Below are 20,900 nucleotides of genomic sequence, written 5' to 3' on the forward strand. Positions count from 1 at the left end.
GCTGGCTTGGGGAGAACCGATGATTCGAGTACTAGTCGTTGATGATCATCCAATGATGCGCGCCGGAATTGCACTGGAGATCAACTCCGAGACAGACATGACCGTCGTGGGCGAGGCTATCGACGGACACCAGGCGCTTGTGCAATATCGCTTACACACGCCGGATGTGATGCTGGTTGACATGCGTATGCCTAACATGGGCGGCCTCGGTACGATACAAAACATCCGCGCGGAATTTCCGGGTGCGCGCATCGTGGTGCTCACCAGCGCGATGGAAGATTTTCACGCCATGCGCGCCTTTCGCGCAGGTGCCTCCGGCTACCTCTCGAAGGATATGCTGGGCTCCGAGCTTGTGAAGACCATTCGACTCGTCAGCAAGGGACAGCGCTGCATCCCCGAAGGCATCGCCGCGAAGCTTCTCTCCCCAGACGGCGGACCACAACTGTCTCCGAAGGAACTGGAGGTTCTTCGGCGGGCCGCCCGGGGCTTATCGAACAAACTGATAGCAGAAGAGATGAATATCTCTGAGCACACCGTAAAGGGCTACCTTAAGAGCATCATGGCGAAGCTCGACGCCAATGATCGGACCCACGCAGTAACGATCGCCCTTCAGCGGGGCTTCTTCGAGATTGGATAGCTGAATTTCTCCTTGGGAAGTGATTGAAACTCCACGGGATCTAGATTTTCTAGCCTAGTTCCCGCAAAGATGACCGTGTGAAGAGAACGTATTCATTCTGGATCTCCGGCAGCTCTGATTCGCGTCAATAAGTAATTCGGCCTGTTTCGCCATTTGAGCAATTTGGCACTCCGGTTGCTTCCGGGACAGCGGCTTGTGGTTACCAATCCAAGGTGCGGCCGAGACCTCTTCCGCGCCGTATTTTACGAAGCGACGCCCTTATGGCGTTGCTGGCAGCCAGCTAGATTCGAAAGCCTCTAGGAGCTGTTCAAAGACTTGGATGTACATCAGGTAGAAATTATCCACGCTACGCTCGCGTTTTGGAGGCATGATGTACTCCGCCCTCGTCAAGCAGTCATTCTAATCGTCTTCGCTCCGGTACTGCCGAGGCCGTTTAAGGACTAGTCCAGGCTCAATGAGCGCATCATTCTTTCTCACGAGTCGACATTCAGACCAACCGTTTCCGAGGTCATGAGCCGGGAATTCGCTTTCGCGCCGTGTTGCAGAGCGATCGAAAATACGAGTTGGCAACAGAGTGATGTAGCTTGCGTAGCCGGTTTAGTGGGCACCCGGGAGCGAATAGTTCGGTATGGTCAAGCCCACTTGATGAACTAATGCCACAAATCTCGCATCGTCGTGGAGATTGTCCAGCATAGGATTTGTGGCCAGAAGAATCGCCGCACCATCGTGCTCGGAAATGACGCGCTGAATAGCCGAGATAGCTTTGTCACGTTGACCTGTGAAGGCATACCACTCAGCGGGGTCAAAATCGTTCCCTCGACGAGTGGTTTCAGGAGAGTGCCGTTCCATGGCCTCGAGACGCGCAAGCGCGTAGGCTTGGATACCTCCGCGGTGGTACGCCGCCCGACCACGCTCTTCCAGAGCTATGCGAGCCGAGTCCTTGTCCATCTCGGCCATTCGACCCCATTCGGCCAACGCCTCGTCATAGCGGTTCGCTACGAAATAAGCCCAGCCGAGCTGGTTGTGGCTTTCGGGGGAGTCGGGCACAAGGGACTGATACCTTTGGGCAAAGGCAATCGCCTGGTTGTTGTCGTGAGACACGCCGGCAACATACGTCGCCATACTGTAGACCAGAGGCCAGAGCGGGTCGTCAGCAACAGCGCGGTCGATCTCCGCCATTGCTTCATCGAAACGCCCCTCGTACACCAGCAACGAGGCCAGCCATGCGTGATAGGTAGACTTGCGCGGATCAAGCTCGATCGCGCGCCGCAGTTCACGTTCGCTAAGAGCGAAGTTCCATTCAGAGCGTAAGGCAACATCGCCAAGAGCAGCATGAGCCTCTGCAAGTGCGGGGTCTAGTTGTAAGGCTTGCTGGGCGAGTTGCTTGGCTGCGTTCTGGTGTTCGATAGGATTTGAGAAGTAGCGCAGCGCGAGATGAGTGACCGCCATGCCGGCATAAGCCTCGGCAAACTTTGGATCACGCTGAATTGCTGTCTGGTAGTGCCCCAAAGCTTGGTTCAGGGCCATAACGTCACGGATTCGTGTCAACTCGCGCCCTTGCAAATACTCGCCATAGGCCTGAGGGTCATCCGTGCTGCCACGAAGCGCTTGCATGGACTTTCCCGTACCTTGAAGGGTCAGGAAGATGTCCCGTTGCAGCTTGTCGCGGACGCCGGCCAGTTCATCTTTGCTGCCTTCATACTGAAACGATGCCAAATGGAGCGAGTCGCGACTACGAACAAGTTCGAATTCGACCTTGCAACGATCGCCCGCTATTCGAAACTTGCCGAGTAAAACCATATCCAGATGAAGTTTTTCGGAGATGCTGCGAATGCCGCTGTTGTCGCGGTTAATGTTGTTCAAGGAATTCGTCGCTGTGATTCGAACGATTGGAATTTGCGCCAGCGCATCCGCTAAATCGAGACGGAAACTCTCTCCGATCTCTTCCGCCCCTGAACCCTCTGTCTGAAAAGGCGCGATTCCGAGTGACACGGTAATCGTTTCAACAACCGGGGGTTGCGGCCGATGTCGGTAAACTGCGATGGCGATTATGAGCAGCATGGGAACCACAGCCAGAAGAAGCCAGCGATACCGTTCTAAAGATCGCCTTGGTAGAGGATGAACCTCCCGGAGCGCGTCGTTCTGCTGCGGATAACCAGAGTCGGGGGCCACCAGAGACAGAGGTGATTCGGTTTGCGAACTCTCCACGCGCGATTCGACAACCGAAAGTTCCTGTTCCTCCTGGGTGTCGGCACCAGGACTCATAGCTTTACTTGTAGGCGGAATCACGGAGATCTTAGGAATAAAACGGTATCCGCGTTTGTGGACGGTTCTGATGTATTTCGGGTTCTTGGGATTGTCTCTAAAAACGGCTCGCAAGTCCGCTATCACGCGGTTGATGGCGTGCTCATGGTCCAGAAACTCGCCCTCAGGCCAGAGCAGCTCTTGGAGCTCGGCACGTGTAACGACTGTACCCGGCCGTTCCAGAAAGATTTCCAAGAGGCGCGAGGTCTGTTTCGGCATCCCGACCCGTTTGTCCCCACGCACGAGATCGCCCGAAGAGAGATCAAATTGGAAGTCCAAAAAGGACACCAGCTCTGTTTTGGCCATGAGAAAACTCTACATTAATCTGGAGGCGGAGCTGATGAGATCAGCCCCCGGCAACCAAATCTACCGTAAACCTCTCATTACAAAAGTTTTGCTGCCATATAAATTGCGAAGCTAATGATCGCCTTCTAAGCATTGCGTCATGCCTCGCCCGCACCTAGACTTCATCTGTCTCCATTCCAATTGCTGAGTTCTACCGCCTGTACTTCATTTCCGCAGCGCGACACATGTCGACTGCAGCTGATATCAGTTTGCCCACAAGCCGAACTCTAATCGAGGATCGATCCCATGAATCCCGCGCGCCCCTTTTCGCCCTTTTTCCGTAGCTGCATCGCAATGGCGCTCGTAGCGACTTGTGCCTTCGCTCTACCGTCGAACGCTTCCTCTCAGGTTCGAAATACGATCGACGGAACATCCCGCGCAAAGATCGGCCCAGTTGATCGTGTGCGCGGGGCCGTTACCGGGGAGCGTACGGCTTTGAAGGGGCAGACGCGTCCGTTGGCTCGCGAGGCAGTGGACCTTGGAGAGGCTCCGGCTTCCCTTGCCAGCGGGAGAATGGTGATATGGCTTCGCAGGAGCGTCGAGCAACAGGCTCAGCTCAGCCAGTTCCTCAGTCAGACACAGAAGGCCGGCTCCGCAAATTACAGGCACTGGATGACGCCGGCCACCTTTGGCGCGGCCTATGGAGTCTCGGACCACGACCTGGCAGCGGTGCAGAGCTGGCTGCAATCGAGCGGCCTGAAAGTAGAAGGGGTCGCGGCGGCTCGTAATGCCGTTATGTTCTCGGGCACGGTGGGATCGGTTGCTGGCGCCTTCCATACAAGCATCCATCGCTACACCGTGGGGCAGCAGACGCACTTCGCAAACGCCGCCGACCCGGAAGTCCCGACGGCGCTCGCTCCGGTCATTGCCGGGGTCTCGCCCATGAATGATTTTCACGCCGAGCCCCTGCTTGTTCATGGAAAACCGGCGCGCTACGATGCGGCCTCTCATCGTCTGAAGCCTGCAATCACCGGCGATAATCCCGATGGCAGCTTCGACCTCTTCGTCACCCCGGCCGACGCCTCGATCATCTACGACACGCCCAATCAGAACTTCAATCCCGCCGCAACGCAGACGTTGGACGGAACCGGGATCACGATTGGCATCCTTGGCTACTCCGCTCTGGCTATGGCCGACGTGCAGAACTACCGCACAGCCTTCCTGCCCGCCGCAGCAGCCAGCAACCTCCCAACCCAAATCCTCGACGGAGCGATCGATCCCGGCATTATCCCCGGTGGCGCTGCAGACGAAGCTCTGCTGGACGTTGAAATCGCAGGTGGCCTCGCCCCCGGTGCGGCAATCAACTACTACTACGCTGCTTCGACGGATCTATCCGACGGCTTGATTCTCGCCGGTCTCCATGCGCTCGAGGAGAACAAGGTCAACATTCTCAGTGTCAGCTATGGGAATTGCGAGGCAGGTCTCGGACTCGGCGGCAACCTTGAGTGGTCTGAGCTGTGGCAACAAGCCGCAGCACAGGGAATTACCGTCACCGTCTCGACTGGCGACACCGGCTCAGCCGGATGCAATCTTCAGTCAGACACCCAGGCCACAAACGGGCTTGCCGTAAGCGGGCTTGCGTCGACACCCTTCAACATTGCGGTCGGCGGTACAGACTTCTACTCTCTGGCAAACAACCTGAGCACGTACGTCAACACCACGACCACGGGTGCATATCCGTACTACGCAACCGCGCTCAGCTACATCCCCGAGAATCCCTGGAACGATTCCTCGCAGGTAATCGGGAATAGCTTCACCGACAACACTCCTGCCTATAACGGAATTGGAGAGACGGATATCATAGCGGGCGCCGGCGGTCTCAGCAGCGCGGCGACTTGCCAGGGGTACATCCAGCAAGATGGAACCTGCTCTCAGAGCCTCTCGGGCTACCCCCAGCCTGCATTCCAGACAGGTTTCCAGTCGATCAATCCCGTTCGCTCCCTTCCCGATGTGTCGCTCCTCTCCGCGAACGGATTCTTCGGCGCAGCATGGGTCTTCTGTTCCGATTCAGTCACGGATGCGGGTGGCGGCGTCTACACCGATTGCCAGCTGGACGCGAACGGCCACCTTATCAACGACCAGTATGTTGGGACGGTCGGCGGCACTTCAGCCGCAGCACCCGCCTTTGCCGGAATGCTGGCGATGATCTCGCAGTCACAGGGCGGTGCTCGCCTCGGACAGGCCGATGCGGTCCTCTATAACCTCGCGCAGGACTACAACCCGAATCCTAGTAGTCCAGGCAAATATCAACGGGCTTTTCACGACGTCACGATCGGCAATAATTCGGTCTACTGCGCAAGCGGCACTCTGAACTGCGGTTCAAACAACTTCCTTGAAGGCTATAACGCAACGCCGAGCTACGACATGGCTACCGGACTGGGCAGTGTCGATCTCTCTCAACTCGTCAGCCTGTGGGGCACGACGAACTTTGCGAGTACGAGCAACGTTCTCACCGCTGGAACCTCGAGCGATTCGCTCTCGACCGCTGCCATCACCATTCCCCACGGAACCCCGCTCTACTTCGAGACCAACGTGACACCGAGCGATGCGACGGGGCAGTTCAGCATCATCGCCAGCAACACCACCAAGCCGGCTAGCTATTCGGATTTTGCGCCTGTGACAGGCACAGGCGATCTAACGAAAAATGATCTTCCCGGCGGCACGTACACCGTCTCCGCCTACTATGCAGGCGACACGAGCCATATCGCCAGTCAGTCGTCGAACAGCATCAGCCTCACGGTCAGCCCCGAGGCCAGCACAACATCGCTCTTCTTCGGCGACTATGACCCGACCACCTTCGTGATCAAAGACGGGCTAAGCACTGTGCCGTACGGCGTCAACTCCTACGTCACCGCACAGCCTTTCGGCAACAGTTCGGTGGTTGATTACACCGGCAACCTGCTTGCGGACGGACTTCCTACAGGGAGTGTCACGTTCACTTCCAGTGGACAGACACAGACCACGCCGATCAACAGCCTAGGCTACGCGCAGATTTCTATCAGCTCACTCGCTCCGGGAACCTACACCTATCAGGCCAGCTACCCAGGCGATGCGAGCTTCCAGTCAAGCACCAGCTCAACGCAGTCGCTGACGGTCACCAAGGGCCTCACCTTGTTCTCTTTGCCACAAGGCGGAGGTGCAGTGACCCCGGTGAATGTATTCCAGTTCAACGCCCTCCTTCAGACGGACAGCGTCGCGCTCTACCCCACCGGAGGAATCACGGCGACCGCGAATGGTCACACCTACGCTCCGCTTGGCTCGGTGCAAGGGCAGTTGAATGGTGTGGATGCCACCGAACTCACCTTCTCGATCCCAGCTTCTGATCTGGCAACCGGCTCCAATGTCATCAGCATCAGCTACAGTGGCGATGGAAACTACCAGTCTGCGACTGCCACGACCAACGTGACCCTCGTAGGATCATCGGGCAGCTATAGTCTTAGCGGACCGACCCAGCCGCTGGTGGCGGAGGCGGGCCAACAGACTTCGACCACTATCTCGATCACTCCTTCGAATGGGTTCACAGGATTGGTCAGCATGGCCTGCACGGTCAGCGCAGCTGCGACAGGACACACACCGACCTGCGTCGCTGCATCCTCCACGGTCTACGGAAGCTTTGGAGCCACGTCAGCCGTCGCAATCAATACCTTTGCCGACACACCAGCCGCAAACTACACGATCACTGTCACCGGGACGAACGGTACGCAGAGCCAATCGGCACAAGTGCCCATGCAGGTGACGGCTGGTCCTGGCTTCACACTCGCCGCCGCGAGCAATTCGCTCTCGATCTCGGCAGCAGGACAAATGGCAAGCGATGTCCTTACGCTCTCGCCGACTCAAGGGTTCACAGGAAACTTGGCCCTCAGCTGCGTGATTGCGCCTATGCCGTCGACGGGTAAACCAGCCACATGTTCCTTGCCGGGTAACGTGGCCCTTAGCTCGAGCACGCCAGCGACAGCAACCCTCCAGGTGGCGACAGACAGCACAACACCGGCGGGTGCTTACACCGTTACAGTGACGGCCTTGTCCGGCCTGCTCCAGCAATCAGTGTCCGCGTCATTTACTCTCCCGCAGTTAGCGGCAACACCTGCATTCGATCTCTCAGCTGCCAGCAGCGCCCTATCGATTGCTGCCGCCGGTGAGTCAGTGGCCGACACACTAACCATCCGTCCTGCGGGCGGATTTACAGGCACGGTTCAGTTGAGCTGCACGGTCGTTGCATCCGCGACCGCAACGACGGCTGCTCCCACATGCACCGTACCCTCAACCGCCTCCGTCACCGGTGGTTCCGTCGTAACCGCGATCCTGACCGTAAACACGACATCGTCATCGGCGAAGCTTGCCCCTGCTGAAGGTGGGATGCTCGCAAAGCGGACCGGCGGCATAGCCCTCGGATGCGTGCTGATGTTCATGATCCCGCGCCGAAGGAAATGGATGGTTCTGGGTCTGTTCATTCTGACTCTTGGCAGCCTGGGCATCACCGGCTGCGCTGGCGGGGGCTCACAATCCGGAACAACTACAACGACTGGCGGATCTCCCGGCACACCGGCAGGCGGATACACCGTGACGGTCACCGCTACCAGCGGCTCGATCACTAACACCGCGCAGGTCCAAGTGACGGTGCAGTAAGAGACGGCGCTGTCTGAGTAGTAGCTCAGTCAGCGTCCATCTCTGGTACGTCGTCATGCTATCGAGAACGGAACAGCCATCGCGTCGGGAGCAACCATGCGAAACCTATTTGATTTGCGAAAGGTCGAAGAGATGAAAAGCGGAATGAAGTTTGGTGCCTCCACTCTGTTCGCCATGGCATGCGCATTTGCGGTCGGTTGCAGCGGCGGCGGGAGCAAGTCGACGGCTCCCGCGACGCCTGTCACGTACACCATAGGCGGCACCGTCTCGGGACTTACAGGCACCGGTCTTATCCTTGAAAACGCCGGCGGCAACAGCCTTACCGTGAGCGCGAACGCCACCACCTTCAGCTTCAGCACGCCGGTCCCCACCAGCGATGTGTACAGCGTGACGGTGTCCGCCCAGCCCGCCGGGGATAGCTGCGTGGTGGCCAACGGAAACGGCACAGCAACCGCCAACGTCACCAGCGTTACAGTCACCTGCACAGCTCTGGACACCATCGGCGGCACAATCTCCGGCCTTGTCAACCCGGGACTGATCCTTCAGGACAATGGCAGCGATCGCCTGACCGTAGCCGCCGACGCGACTAGCTTTAGCTTCCCTACCCCGCTAGCCAACGGTGGTAGTTACATGATCACGGTTCTCACTCAACCTCTCGGCGAAACCTGCCTGGTGAGCAACGGCAGCGGCACAGCTGCTGGTGCCGTCACCAATGTCGCCATAGCCTGTACGCCGCAATACGATATCAGCGGCACAATTACGGGTCTGGATGACGCAGGCCTGGTCCTGCAAGACAACGGCGGCGACAATCTGACGGTGAATGCCCACTCCGCCGATTTCACCTTCCCAACTCCAGTGGCCGCAGGCGGTACCTTCAGCATCACCGTCCTTACTCAGCCCGCGACTGAGAACTGCACCGTAATCAGCGGCAGTGGCACGGCAACCTCCAATGTCGCCAATGCAAGTGTTGTCTGCGTCGGCGATTGGACCTGGACAGCTGGCAGCGGCACTCTCGGCCTCAACGGCGGACAGCCCGGAATCTACGGCACTCTCGGAACCCCGGCTCCCGCGAACCTTCCTGGAGGACGTTCACAGGCATCCACCTGGACCGACGCCTCAGGCAATCTCTGGCTCTTCGGCGGCAACGGAAAAGACGTGAACGGAACCGGCGGGCAGCTCAACGACTTGTGGAAGTTCGATCCTGCCGCAGGCACGAACGGCCAGTGGACCTGGATCAATGGCAGCGCCATCAACATTCCATCCATATCTTCTTCCTTCCCGCCCGGAGCGCCAGGAGTCTATGGCACATTGGGAACTGCCTCTCCCACAAACGCTCCAGGAGGCCGTGAGCAATGCGCCAGTTGGAAGGATGCAGCGGGCAATCTCTGGCTCTTCGGCGGCATCGGAATCGACGTGAACGGAGTCTACGGATACCTTAACGATCTGTGGAAGTTCGACACGCAGGCCAGTCAATGGACATGGATGGGCGGCAGCAACACCGTCTTCTATTACGGTGGTCACCCCGGAATCTACGGCACACTCGGGACCGGAGCCTCCGCAAACATCCCGGGAGGCCGCTACGGCGCGGTCACCTGGATCGACGCCTCAGGAAACTTCTTCCTATTCGGCGGCAATGGTGTCGTTACTGATCCAACTAGCGGGAACACGGTAACTGCTGGGCTCAATGACCTATGGGAATACACCCCCGCAGGCAACAGCAACGCAGGCGAGTGGACCTGGATCGGTGGCAGCAGCACTGTGCCGCCCAGCAACAACCCATTCGGCGGCTCAAGCGGTCAACCCGGAGTTTATGGGACGCTGGGAACCGCAGCCTCGGCGAATATACCCGGAGGACGACAGTCCGGCACCAGTTGGACGGACGCGTCAGGAAATTTCTGGCTCTTCGGAGGTCTGGGTGTCGACTCGGCTGGCAACAACGGTTATCTCAACGACCTGTGGGAGTACACGCCCGGTACCGCTGGAAACGCCGGACAGTGGACATGGCAGAGCGGAGCGAACACCATTGGCAGCAACGGCGGCCAACCCGGAAACTACGGCATCCAGGGAACGACAGCCTCCTCCAATGTCCCCGGAGCGCGATTCAGTCCGTCAGCTTGGGTGGATCCGTCGGGTAACTTCTGGATCTTCGGTGGCCAGGGCTACGACTGGACCGACACAACTGGATTGCTGAATGATCTGTGGAAGTTCACACCCAGCACGGCGGGCGATCCGGGCAACTGGACATGGATGGGCGGCAGCGATGCAGTCCCCCCACCCGTAGGCTTTGTCTCGAACCTTGGTCAATCGGGAGTCTATGGCACGCTGGGTACCCCGGCCCCTGCAAACACTCCAGGGGGGCGACTGGGCGCAGCCACCTGGGTCGATGCATCCGGTAACCTTCGACTCATGGGCGGCCAAGGTGACGACTCGACCGGTACCCAGGGTTACCTCAATGACCTATGGCAGTATCAGCCATGAAAAGGAGAGTCAACGGAGCAGATAGTCTATTGGTTCCAATAGGGCGCTTCTTCTTCATCCAAAGCCTCCACCGTTTCAGGTCAGGTTTTGTTGGTCGAAGACTAACATTTCAATTAATCCACAAATACCGAGGCCGATCAGCTCAAGTTGGGCACTCCAGTCATATCGGGATGTGAAATAAGTGTGGGCGCTCACTGAAGTGAGCGCCCACACTCTTGTTGAGCAAACGTTCGGCTAGAAGTCGAAGCGAAGAGCGAGCTCCATAATGCGGCGCCCCTCGCGGAGCGGAGCACTTCCGAAACCGGTGTTCACGTTTCGGTCGTTGTTAAGACCTCCGTCGGCAGAGGTCTGCGGCGTGGTCTGGTTGAAGTTGAGGGTGTAGTCGTTGGTACGCACGGATGTGAAACTGTTGTTGCCATGGTTGATGAAGTTGAAAGCAGCGGCCTTCAACTGGACGCTGGTCTTCTCCGTGACCGCGAACCGCTTCGCGACGGTAAGGTCGGTGTTGAAGAAGCCAGGGCCCGGAAGGAAGCCATAGCGGTAGGCTCCGTTGGTCCCAATGCTGGGAACAGCGAATGCGTTGCCATTGACATACTGGTGTTGGCCACGTCCCGCAGCAGGATTGCCGACGAGCAGAGGCTGAAGGTTTACGTCCGGAGTTCCAAGGATGTTGGTGTTATTGATTGCCAGCGAGCAAGAAGGGTTGGGGTTTGCTTCTGAGGGTGCTGGCGTCTGGCAGCTACCGCGTCCATTGCCAAGATCCACGCCGTTCGCGATTGCAATGTTGCCGCCGAGTGAGAAATTGGGATTGTTGATGGACGGCAGGTTTGAACCGCTCTGATAGTTGGATATACCGGAGACCTCCCAGCCATTCGCTCCGAGACCAAGCAGCTTGCTCTTCACGAGATTGCCGAACTGATAGGAGTACGCAGCATTGAAGATGTGGCGATGGTCGTAGGTCTCTTCCAGGTAGTCATTGTGGAGATTGAAGGGATCAGCAGGGTAGCCATTGTTGTATCCCCCGAGAACCCCGAGCGCCTTTGAGAAGGTGTAGTTTATGCCGAAGGTAGACTTGCCCTGCTGCTTGGCAACAGCGACCTGGAGACCGTTGTAGTTTGCGTACAGGTTATGCTGCGCGATGTAGAGGTGGTTGTAGAGCGGGTACTTCTTGTAGCTGTCGATGTGCGCCTGGTCGAGGCCGCCGACGGTAGAGTTGCTGGAGGTGTCCCCGGGTGCAGCAAAGTTCGGATAGACCTGGCCGACGTTTGCAAATCCGCGAGTGTTCGGCTGCGGCTGGAAGAGCGAGCCAATGGGAAGCGAGTTCAGGTCGTCGAGGGTGGTGTTCTGCGACGAGCCATTGTTGAGGATATGGTTACTGTTGTTGCCGACATAGGCGACTTCAAGCAGCATGTTCCCGGGAAGGCGCTGGTCGACCGAAAGGTTGTAAGTCTTTACCTGGGGCTGCTCGTCGTCGTTGGCCATGAAGCCGTAGGCATTCACGTCTGGACTAAAGCCGCTCGGGTTGGTGAAGAGCGAAGCCTGCGAACTGATCGATGAAAGGTTAATCGGGCCGTTCAGATACGCGGTGCGCTGTCCCTGTACGGTTCCTACGCCGTTGGTTGCGTCGTTAGAGGAGTCGTGAGCTCTGTAAATGCCGAAGCCGCCACGAACGATTGTCTTGCCTCCGCCGTAGGCGTCCCATGCGAATCCGACCCGAGGTTCGACGTAAGCCCAGCGGGTCCCGAGCCCTGCAACGGGAACACTCTTATCGATCGAATGATAGGAGAAGCCAGGCAGAGCCGGGTTCGAATTGGCGGCGTACGCAGCGGGCGAGAAGACAGGGATGCCCTGACCGTGCGCGTCGCCCCAGGGAGTGAAGTGCTCAAACCGGATGCCGAGATCCAGCGTAAGACGCTGGGCGATACGCCAGTGGTCCTGCACATAGCCGTCGAGGTTGTAGAAGAAGACGTTCGGTGCTGGAGCGAAGTTTGTCTGGTTGTATTGAAAGACATGTCCTTCGGCGAAGTTGGCAAGGTAGTTACCGCCATTTCCGCTGCCGACCTGTCCGGTATTGTGAACGGTCCCTGCGACGGGATCGGTATAGGATTCGGGGAAGTAGTACAGGTTGATAGTCCCGTTGGTGTTTACGAATGGCAGAACCTGGTGGTTGCTGTCGAGCTGATAGAAGACGCCGGCACGAACGGTGTGCTTCCCGAGAACCTTGGTGAGATTGTCCCCGAAGGTCCGGATCACCTTTGTGGCGTAGATACCTCCAAAGGAGCCGTCGGGCAGGCGGGAGAGCGGAAGGCCATCGTTGCCATAGTCTTCGAGAGTGGGCTGGACCGTGCTCCCGTTGTTGAAGAGACCCTGGTAGGGATTGCCTTGGGTCGCCGCCAGGTTCTTGGGAGCAAAGTTCTGCTTGAAGTAGATCCCCGCGCCGTAGAACTCGTTGGTGAGGGTGGGCCCGAAGATTGTCGTGAGGTTGAGGCTGGCGATCTGCGAGTCGATCGTGCTGACAAGGCCACCCCCTGGGATGTTGACGCCGCCAAGGTTACCGCGAGGGGAGTAATACTCTGCTTGCGGAACGCCGTTCGTGCCACGCTCTACGCTATAGACGCCGAAGATCTTGTTTCTGTCGGAGATGGAGTCGTCGACCCGGATCTTCGCCTGGTAGAGGTTGTTGTCGACCAGATTCGTCGTGATCCAGTTATAGGTGCCGTTGCTTGTTGAGTTCGGCAGAGGCATCTCTTTCAAGATGACCGAGGAGAGAGGGTCGAGGAAGGCAGAGACGTTGCCGTTCACAAGAGCCTGACCTTGAGGTCCAGTGGTCGGGATGGTGCATAGGTTCGCATCGGTACCGCTGCAGCCGTTGACTGTTGGCGTATATCCGGAACCAAGATACTGCTGCAGTTGAGCGCCACTAAAGTCGCCGGCGCGCATGCCTGCAGTTGGGACAAGAGCGGTCAGGACGGCACCCGCAGCTCCACCATAGGCATAGGAGTTCCGTTGCGCGTACTGCTCTGCTCCGACGAAGAACGTCAGCTTCTTCGACTTGTTGAAGGGGATGCCGGGGATAGCGAGCGGGCCGCCGAAGGTAAAGCCTGGGTAGACTTGGCGATCTGGCGGCTTTTGCTGGCCGGTGTAGTTAGCGATCCAGTCGGTGGAGTTGAGTTGGGAGGTACGAGCGTACGTGTAGAGCGAGCCGTGGTATTTGTTGCCTCCCGACTTACCGACCGCGTTGACAACGATAGGGCCGCGGGCTCCGTCGGCAGTGAAGCTCGAGGTCTGAACTTTTACCTCCGCAACCTGCTCATAATTTATGTTTTGGACCGCTCCACCGAAGTTGCCTGGATCGGTGACATCGGCGCCGTCCGACAGCAGGGCAACTCCGTTTAGGGGGGTACCATTCGCTGCGTACGAGCCGAGAGCTCCGTTTACCGAGACCTGCGACGGATCGTACGCCTGGTTGTCAATGTTTCCGCCGCCGCCGCGGGAGATTGCGAAGCCGGGGAGGATCTTGAATAGTTCCGTGACATCGCGGCCTTCAACGGAAAGGTGCTCGATGTCCTGCGAGGAGATGAGCGAACTTTGCTCTCCAGAATCCAAGTTGATAGAGTCACTTCCGCTCGTGACTTCAACGACGTCATTGGCACCACCAGCGATCAAATGAATGTCGCGTACGGATCTTTGGTCACCCGGATCGAGGTGGATGGCGTTTTGCTGGAAGCCCTTGAAACCTGACGCGCTGATCAGAACGTCGTAGTTGCCGGTCGGGACGCCAGAAAAAGAGAAGATTCCCGAGCCATTGCTGGTGGTGGTGCGCTTGTCGTCGCTGGTCTCACTCTTAAGCGTTACCTGAGCGTTGGGGATGACGGCTCCGGTCGAGTCTGTGATCGTTCCGCCGAGTGTCGCGGTCGTTCCCTGGGCGAAGGTCAGCGTAGAAGTGAAGAGCGCAAAGAACGCCAATGCCAAAAAGTGGAACGGCTTCATTAGGTTTGTGACGTGCGAGGTATTGCCGCTTGCTCTGGGACCTGTGTGCATGATTGGGGAAACTCCTGGTGTTGGGTGATTGCTAGATCGTCTTACTAAATCGATTTCGCAAGCGCCGACGAGCGTACAGGAGTAGACCTACGTCTGCCTAGTGAGGGGTGCAATTTTGGCATCCCATCAAATTTTCCGAGGCTCTAAGTTCAACGGAGTCCAAACGCACTGCCGGGGGGTGGGGAGGTCCTACCAATTTAGCTGGTCGCGCAACGTCTTAAACGCGGCACGAAGTTCATTCGGAGTATTTTCCGCTCAAGATGGAGAGGCTTAGCAAACTGTGACGTTTTCGTGTCCAGGAGTACCGACGTTCCTGAAACAGGACTCTTGAGGAGTTATTTAAACAACGCCAAATCGATTGCGTCGCCCATTGCTCGGTATCCTGCCGGGCCGGGGTGAAGGTGGTCTCCGGAGTCGTAGGCAGGCAAAAGCTGTCGCGGGTTGTCGGGGTCGGCCATTACCCTGTCAAAGTCGATAACCGCATCGAAGCTGCCAGGCTGGCGAATCCAGGCATTGACGCGCTGTCGATCCTCCTCGCTGGCTAATCCCGGATGATAGTAGTCCGAGCCGCCGTCGGGCATGACAGTCGCGCCGTATACCCGAACACCGCGGGCGTGGGCGCGGGTGACGATCTGCTGGTAGGCCCCGATCATCCGATGGACGAGATCATCATGGGATGTCTTCGGCGGGCTGGCCTCGCGTTCCAGTCCACCAAGGTCGTTGATTCCTTCCAAAACAATGACGTATTGCACGCCAGGCTGGGCCAGGACGTCGCGATCAAGGCGCGCAAGTGCATTGGGGCCAAGACCATCGGTGAGGAGATGGTTGCCTCCGATGCCCTGGTTGAGCACGCCGGTGTTGCGACGGCGTGGGTCGGCCTGTAGGCGCCGAGCGAGTACGTCGGTCCAGCGATTATTACGATTTGTGGTTGCCCCATGACCATCCGTTATCGAGTCGCCAAGAACAACGATGGAATACGCGGACGGTGGGCCTTGCACATCAACGCCGGAGAGCAGATACCAGTGATCGACCTTGATCGCCGAGAGCATGTCCGCTGCGGTGGTAAGGTCTCCGGGAGCGTAGAAAGACGTCTGGCGCGAACCTGGGTGGCCGGTCTGCTGGCCAGGTTCGGCTTCGACATGGATCGAGACCGTGAAGTCCGATAGAGCAACGAGCGGGAAGGAGATTGGATCTGAGATGTATTCGGCGGCAGGCGGTATTAGAACGTCGGAAACTCCGTTGAAGAGCAAGGCACGGTCCGTCGAAGGGTCGATCGCGCTCGAGCCAGATGCGACAGGACGAGCGATATGTACGGACGTGAGGTGCAGCGCTCGGGTGCCGAATGCGTTCGATAGGTGAACGCGAATCATGCTGCCACCGCAGGAAACATGGACTGTCTGACGAAGTGTGGCGTCTTTCAAAGCTTCCTGCGAAAGAGAGTTCTGCGACTCGGGAATCTGTTGCGACGCCGCCCAAGTCCCGACCCACGTCGGCGGCGGACTGGCTAGAGCATTCAGTGATGACGCCAAAATCAACGGAAGGATGGAATATCGTAAACGCTTCATTCGTCCTCTATCGCCCTGATGGAGTGCGCTACATGAACTTGTCTGCCCACTGAATGAAGTATCTAACGTTCGGTACGTCGGTGTGCCCCCGTCATGCTGCCGCCATGCGAGTTGCCCATCAAGTAGGCCGGAGTTCACTGGAGGCATCTTTGCGGCCTGATAGTCGCTGGGCACGCCGAGAGTCTCATCTCCGAGGAGTTCGAAGACCGGCTGGGCAGCCACTGTCGCCATGAAGCTGCCCTGCTGGTCGAGCCACTTCGCGTCTCCGTTCTCCGGGATGCCGTAGCTGACGAAGACAAGGCGCGGAGCGTAAAGGGCGATCAATTCAGGTGAGTCGACGGGAAGATCTTCAGCGTTCTTTGATCCGAAGCTCGCGTCGTCAGCAGCATCCCTCATGAAGTTACCGGCCATCCAGTATTGAGCTCCCTTCAGTCGGCTCGATTGTCTCCCACGCCACGGGTAGAAGAGCGGTGTTGAGATGCGTGGAGGTCAGCCGAGGCCAGATGAGGTCATGCAGGGGATGCTTGATGAACTGGAGTTATGCGGTTTGCCGCCGAGAAGAAGAAAGGACTTACCGTCGACGATCAACTGGGTTGCCGCACCACGTTGCTCAAGGTGCGGAATAAATGCCTCGCTTGCAGCGGGAGCATGATCCGTCTTTACAGTCGGCTGGTCACTTATGAGCGGACAGACTGCAAGGAAAAAAATAAAGAGCGAACTCCAAAATGCCACGATCAATAGCGATTCCTTGTAACGGGATAGATCAAGTGGTGGCCGATTCACTTTGAAGCGAACCGTGTCTTCGTTTCAGGCGGCCCAAGGTAGCTTGCCGGTATAGGTCCGTTACTGACCACGACCTTCTCCAGCACTTCGTTGTCATCGATGCGCCAGACCTTGATCACATGTGGGCCTGCCTGAATGTCTGTGAATTGTGCTTCTAATACACGGCAGTTGTCCTCTACGGCTTTATTCCAGTCGAACTGCGCGCGCGTGGTCGCATCGCTCGGCGCAGGGACCAAGTGGTCGCTGAGGACCTGGACGGGGCCGTCATCGACCGATAGGCCGATTTGAAGAGTGCCCTTCCCTGTTGTGTCGAGCGTGGGTGCCATCATCAACTGAACAGCCAGCGTGCCTGAGTTCCTCAGAGCAACATCGTACTCGAGATGGACGCCGTCGCCTGGTGTCGTCGACGCACGGCCCTGGGGTAACGCAATGACGGCTCCCAGCGTGCGACCCAGGTTAGGAATCGTCTGCCAAGTAAGTCCCTTGCCCCCAATTGCTCTCGCGTAATGCTGCGGCTCGATGGCGATGACATCAGCCTGCGAGGCATTGGCAGCCTCTTCTTCCGGTTCCGGCGAAGTAAAAACAATAGCCTTGTCAGCAACGGCCCCTGCAACTCTCTTCATCGGCGGCATCTCCTGCGTATCGGGCTGCTGCCAGCCGGTGTAGCCGATGTGCGTCTGAAGCATCATTCCGTCCCACTTGCCGCCCTGCACAGCGTGATACTCGTTCGTAATCTCTTTGTCGCGCCGGAACGCAGCTTCTGCCCGGTCGGCAAAGAAGTTTGCGCGCGCATCGCCCAATGGAGCCAGCCGATGATTCCAGGCCACAGCGTAGTAAAGATGGTAGAGGTTGGATAGCGCGAGGATGGGATGCTCTATGAGCTCAAAGAAGGCGTCGCGCTGGTCTTCGCGCAGCGCAGGTTTAACGTCGCGCACTTCACGTTCGAGGTGTTCCCACTCACCGATCATCATGCCGAACTCTCCTCCATCCAGAGCGCTGCCGTTCTTGCCCCCCAACACGAAGCTGTCGGCGTCGATCAGCTCCGGCTTCCTTCGAGCCGCAAGTTGGCTGTAGCGCGTCACGAGATGGGCGATGGCAGCAGCTTGGGCGGAACCGAAGGCTTCCCTTGCCCACTCTTCGGGATAGCGGTTGAGCGCCTCCAAATTCATAGCTTCTGGGTTCCATGCCTGCTTCATGAAGAATGAGAGGGGGAACTCCATCGGCTTGATATCTCCCACGTTGACGATCCACAATTGCTTCGCCCCGCTTGCGTAGGCCAGGTCCATCTGCTGCCACGTCTTCTCAATCTGGTTGGTATTGATCCACTTGTAGTTGCGCGGAAGCCCAACGTAGTCGAAGTGATAGTAGATGCCATAGCCACCTGCTCGCTCTGCGCCAGCCTCCGGTAGACGTCTGAGCTGGCCCCAGTTGTCGTCCGAGAAGAGCAACGTCACGTCGTCCGGAACCTTCATGCCGTGGTCGTAGTAGTCCTGCACCTCCTTGTACAGCGCCCAAACTTGCGGCGTCTGGCTCGCAGGCTTTCGGGTCACGTCCGCTATGATCTTCCTCTGGTCGGCAACGATCGTCTCCAGTTGTCGTGTCGCCGTACCTTCGGCCATGGGCTCGTCGCCATCGCCGCGCATGCCGATCGTGACCAGGCTCTCATGGGGTGTTCCGTCGCCCTTGGACATCATCCTTTCAATGCCACCCCGCCAGAACTCTTGCAGATTCGCGGCATTCGTCGAGTAGTCCCACTTGCCGCCGGTGACACCACCATCCGTGTGCCTGTGCCACTCATCCTGAGCCCGCATCATCGCCTCGTGGTGCGATGTGCCCATCACAAGACCCATCGCGTCCGCCAGTACCATGTTCTGTGGATCGTCGTCAGCAAAAGCCTTCGGAGCCCACATCGCAGGCCAAAGGAAGTTTCCCTTCAGTCGCAGGTCCAGCTCGAAGACATGCTCGTACATGCGGGCATTGATGCCTCCAAAGTGTTTTAGCGCCCAGGTATTGAACCCCGGATTCTCGTCGTTGATGAAGAATCCGCGGTACTTCACCTTCGGCTGATCGCGTCGCGATCCGGAACTGAGAAAGAGATTCGAACGGCGCTCGACCGGAACATCGGCAAACCAATACCAAGGCGACACCCCTATCCGTTCCGAGATGTCGTACGCTCCGTACACGACGCCCCTTCGGTCTGAGCCGACGATCACAAGCGCTTGTGGAACATTGGGAAACGGATGCTCCACAATGATCTGGCGAAAGGCCTCCCACCGCCCGTCGAGGTCGGCTACCTGGATCATTCCCTTTTGGGCGAGCTCATCGATGATGACGCTGTGATGGAGAACTCCCATGACGACCAGCGGGCCGCGCACCCGATCAACACTATGCACTACCAGCGGTGCATGTCCGCTGACACGCCGTAAATCGTCAGCAAAGCTGCTGGCCACATGTTGCACCGCCGAGTCGGAGTTCACGTCAATCAGAATTGCAGCCGGGCGGTTGTTGTGTATCAAGCCGAAAGTGCCCTGCTGGTTCTTATGGCAAACAGCTACCGGGACATCGGTCGCATGGGCAACGGAGCTCAAGGCTGTAACTCCAGTCAGCGTCGCGGCGCGAAGGGCAATCGCTAAAAGACGATGTTCGCTGCGGGCCCTCAGCGAGACTGGACGGTAAGCCGAAATCTCCATGACCGAGAGAATACATGCAATACTCAGCCCGAGATGATCACCGCGTGGATATGTCCTGCCTTCTAGATTGACGAGAAATCGCCGATGCACTCTACCCGAGGTCAACGAGTGCATCGGCCCGAATGCGACATTCGAGATTTCCCCAGGCCAGAGGACAATCAAATGCAACTTGAATCAAGCCTTGGGCAAAGACCAGCACCGCCCGTGGACGGGATTAGGTCGCCAACATCTGAGGCGATAGCTCGGCTTCGTGTACTTGCGAATTCCGCCGCTTTCAGCCCAGACAGACATTGATGGATTTCAGCAACAACGACAGAACCCTCGCCCACGGCCGAAGCCACTCGCTTAATGGAACCGGACCGCACGTCACCAACGTCCGGAGTGCTATGTTCGGCGCAGCGGCGATCTGTTGAATGAGATAGTCAGACATCGTGACACAGAGGTCGTCGGCGCGAACGATCAGATGCACTTGGAGAACGCGAGAGGACAGGAACAAAGGAGCTTGCCCGGCTGAGCTTCCACCACCCACGACTGCCACAGCTTCATGACCGCAGAGCGAAGCCTCAAACTCAGTAGCTGCATAGTGAATGCCTTCGCCCTCAAAGCGGTGGGAGTTTTCGGCAGAGATGCTCCGATAACGCGCTCCCGTCGTAGTCACCACGCAGCGTGAAGACAGGCGTCTTGATAGTTCTCAGGCGCTCTGGCTCGCAACAGGTCGAGCCCTCTATCGTATCCCTCCATGCTTAATCAAATCTCTGCCCAAGCAGACAGATTGAGCGGCCGAAGCGTTACGCAAATCAAGATAGGCATACTCCCACAATCCTTATCGCCGGACCTCACTCCGAGGTGTGGGCCAGTCCCTTCGGAGCCTCGCCCTTCTTGATCCCCTTGCACGATTGCAAGCCGTATCGCGTAAGCCGCGGGTGGACCACTAGTTTCTACATGGACCGATCAACACACTATGGACAGGGATGCAGTCCCATTCGGGGTGGAGAAGAACCGCGCATTCTGGAAGGACCAAAACGGACGATTGGCTAAGGTGCCGTCTCCCCGCGATATGAGTCAGCCTGAGATCAAGCAAATCGTTGGCGATCTCGACGGCCGCTTATGGATGATCATAACCGGCTATGGTGAGTTCACCCTGCAGGATGGCAAGTGGGAGAGGATTCCCGTGTTCGAAGGAGAAGATCGTGATATCACTCCGAATGCCCAGTTTACCGACGCGCTTGGACACGTGTGGCTTGTGTACTGTGCGTGCAACGCCATTGTCATGATCGATGGTGCCAAAACGCACATTCTTTACGCCGGACCATGGGCTCGTAGTGATCGCGCACCAGGTCGATATGCGGCAGGCAGAATTGGGGTTGACGACTAATAAATCGCTTTAGTAGGGGCATTTCGCTTGCGTTGCGTTGCATGTTCTCACTATAT

At 57.8% G+C, this 20,900-nt stretch carries 8 protein-coding genes; 4 read left to right on the plus strand and 4 right to left on the minus strand.

Translation table 11 applies throughout. From position 1 onward, the window contains the following. The first annotated feature begins 19 nt into the window (after positions 1-19). The gene (locus tag HDF16_RS13420; protein WP_184217290.1) at positions 20-637 is read left to right on the plus strand and encodes a response regulator; all 618 of its coding nucleotides are present in this window, start codon (positions 20-22) and stop codon (positions 635-637) included. 597 nt (positions 638-1,234) lie between these two features. Here the strand turns inward: HDF16_RS13420 and HDF16_RS13425 are convergent. Continuing rightward, positions 1,235-3,247, minus strand: coding sequence for a winged helix-turn-helix domain-containing protein (locus HDF16_RS13425; protein ID WP_184217292.1), 2,013 nt, complete (start codon positions 3,245-3,247; stop codon positions 1,235-1,237). 285 nt (positions 3,248-3,532) lie between these two features. Between HDF16_RS13425 and HDF16_RS13430 the strand changes: the two genes are divergently transcribed. Together HDF16_RS13430 and HDF16_RS13435 are read left to right on the plus strand one after the other, a co-directional pair. Continuing rightward, a complete protein-coding gene (locus HDF16_RS13430; protein ID WP_184217294.1) occupies positions 3,533-7,912 on the plus strand; it encodes a protease pro-enzyme activation domain-containing protein in 4,380 nt (1,459 codons plus the stop codon). 96 nt (positions 7,913-8,008) lie between these two features. Beyond that, positions 8,009-10,390: a hypothetical protein gene (locus HDF16_RS13435; RefSeq protein ID WP_246409056.1), complete on the plus strand. Its 2,382-nt coding sequence runs from the start codon at positions 8,009-8,011 to the stop codon at positions 10,388-10,390. Positions 10,391-10,624: 234 nt separating this feature from the next. Here the strand turns inward: HDF16_RS13435 and HDF16_RS13440 are convergent, their stop codons facing one another. The 3 genes from HDF16_RS13440 to HDF16_RS13450 all read right to left on the minus strand — a co-directional run bounded on the left by HDF16_RS13440 (position 10,625) and on the right by HDF16_RS13450 (position 19,367). Next, on the minus strand, positions 10,625-14,431 hold the full coding sequence (locus tag HDF16_RS13440) for a TonB-dependent receptor (protein WP_184217296.1): 3,807 nt from the start codon (positions 14,429-14,431) through the stop codon (positions 10,625-10,627). A 335-nt stretch (positions 14,432-14,766) separates the two neighbouring features. After that, positions 14,767-16,407 (minus strand): SGNH/GDSL hydrolase family protein, encoded by a 1,641-nt coding sequence (locus HDF16_RS13445; protein WP_246409057.1) that lies wholly within the window; start codon positions 16,405-16,407, stop codon positions 14,767-14,769. Between the two features lie 368 nt (positions 16,408-16,775). Beyond that, on the minus strand, positions 16,776-19,367 hold the full coding sequence (locus HDF16_RS13450; protein ID WP_221312721.1) for a glycosyl hydrolase 115 family protein: 2,592 nt from the start codon (positions 19,365-19,367) through the stop codon (positions 16,776-16,778). Between the two features lie 1,090 nt (positions 19,368-20,457). Between HDF16_RS13450 and HDF16_RS13460 the strand changes: the two genes are divergently transcribed. Beyond that, a complete protein-coding gene (locus HDF16_RS13460; protein ID WP_184217301.1) occupies positions 20,458-20,844 on the plus strand; it encodes a hypothetical protein in 387 nt (128 codons plus the stop codon). Positions 20,845-20,900 lie beyond the last annotated feature (56 nt).

The organism is Granulicella aggregans (assembly GCF_014203275.1).
Classification (GTDB): domain Bacteria; phylum Acidobacteriota; class Terriglobia; order Terriglobales; family Acidobacteriaceae; genus Edaphobacter.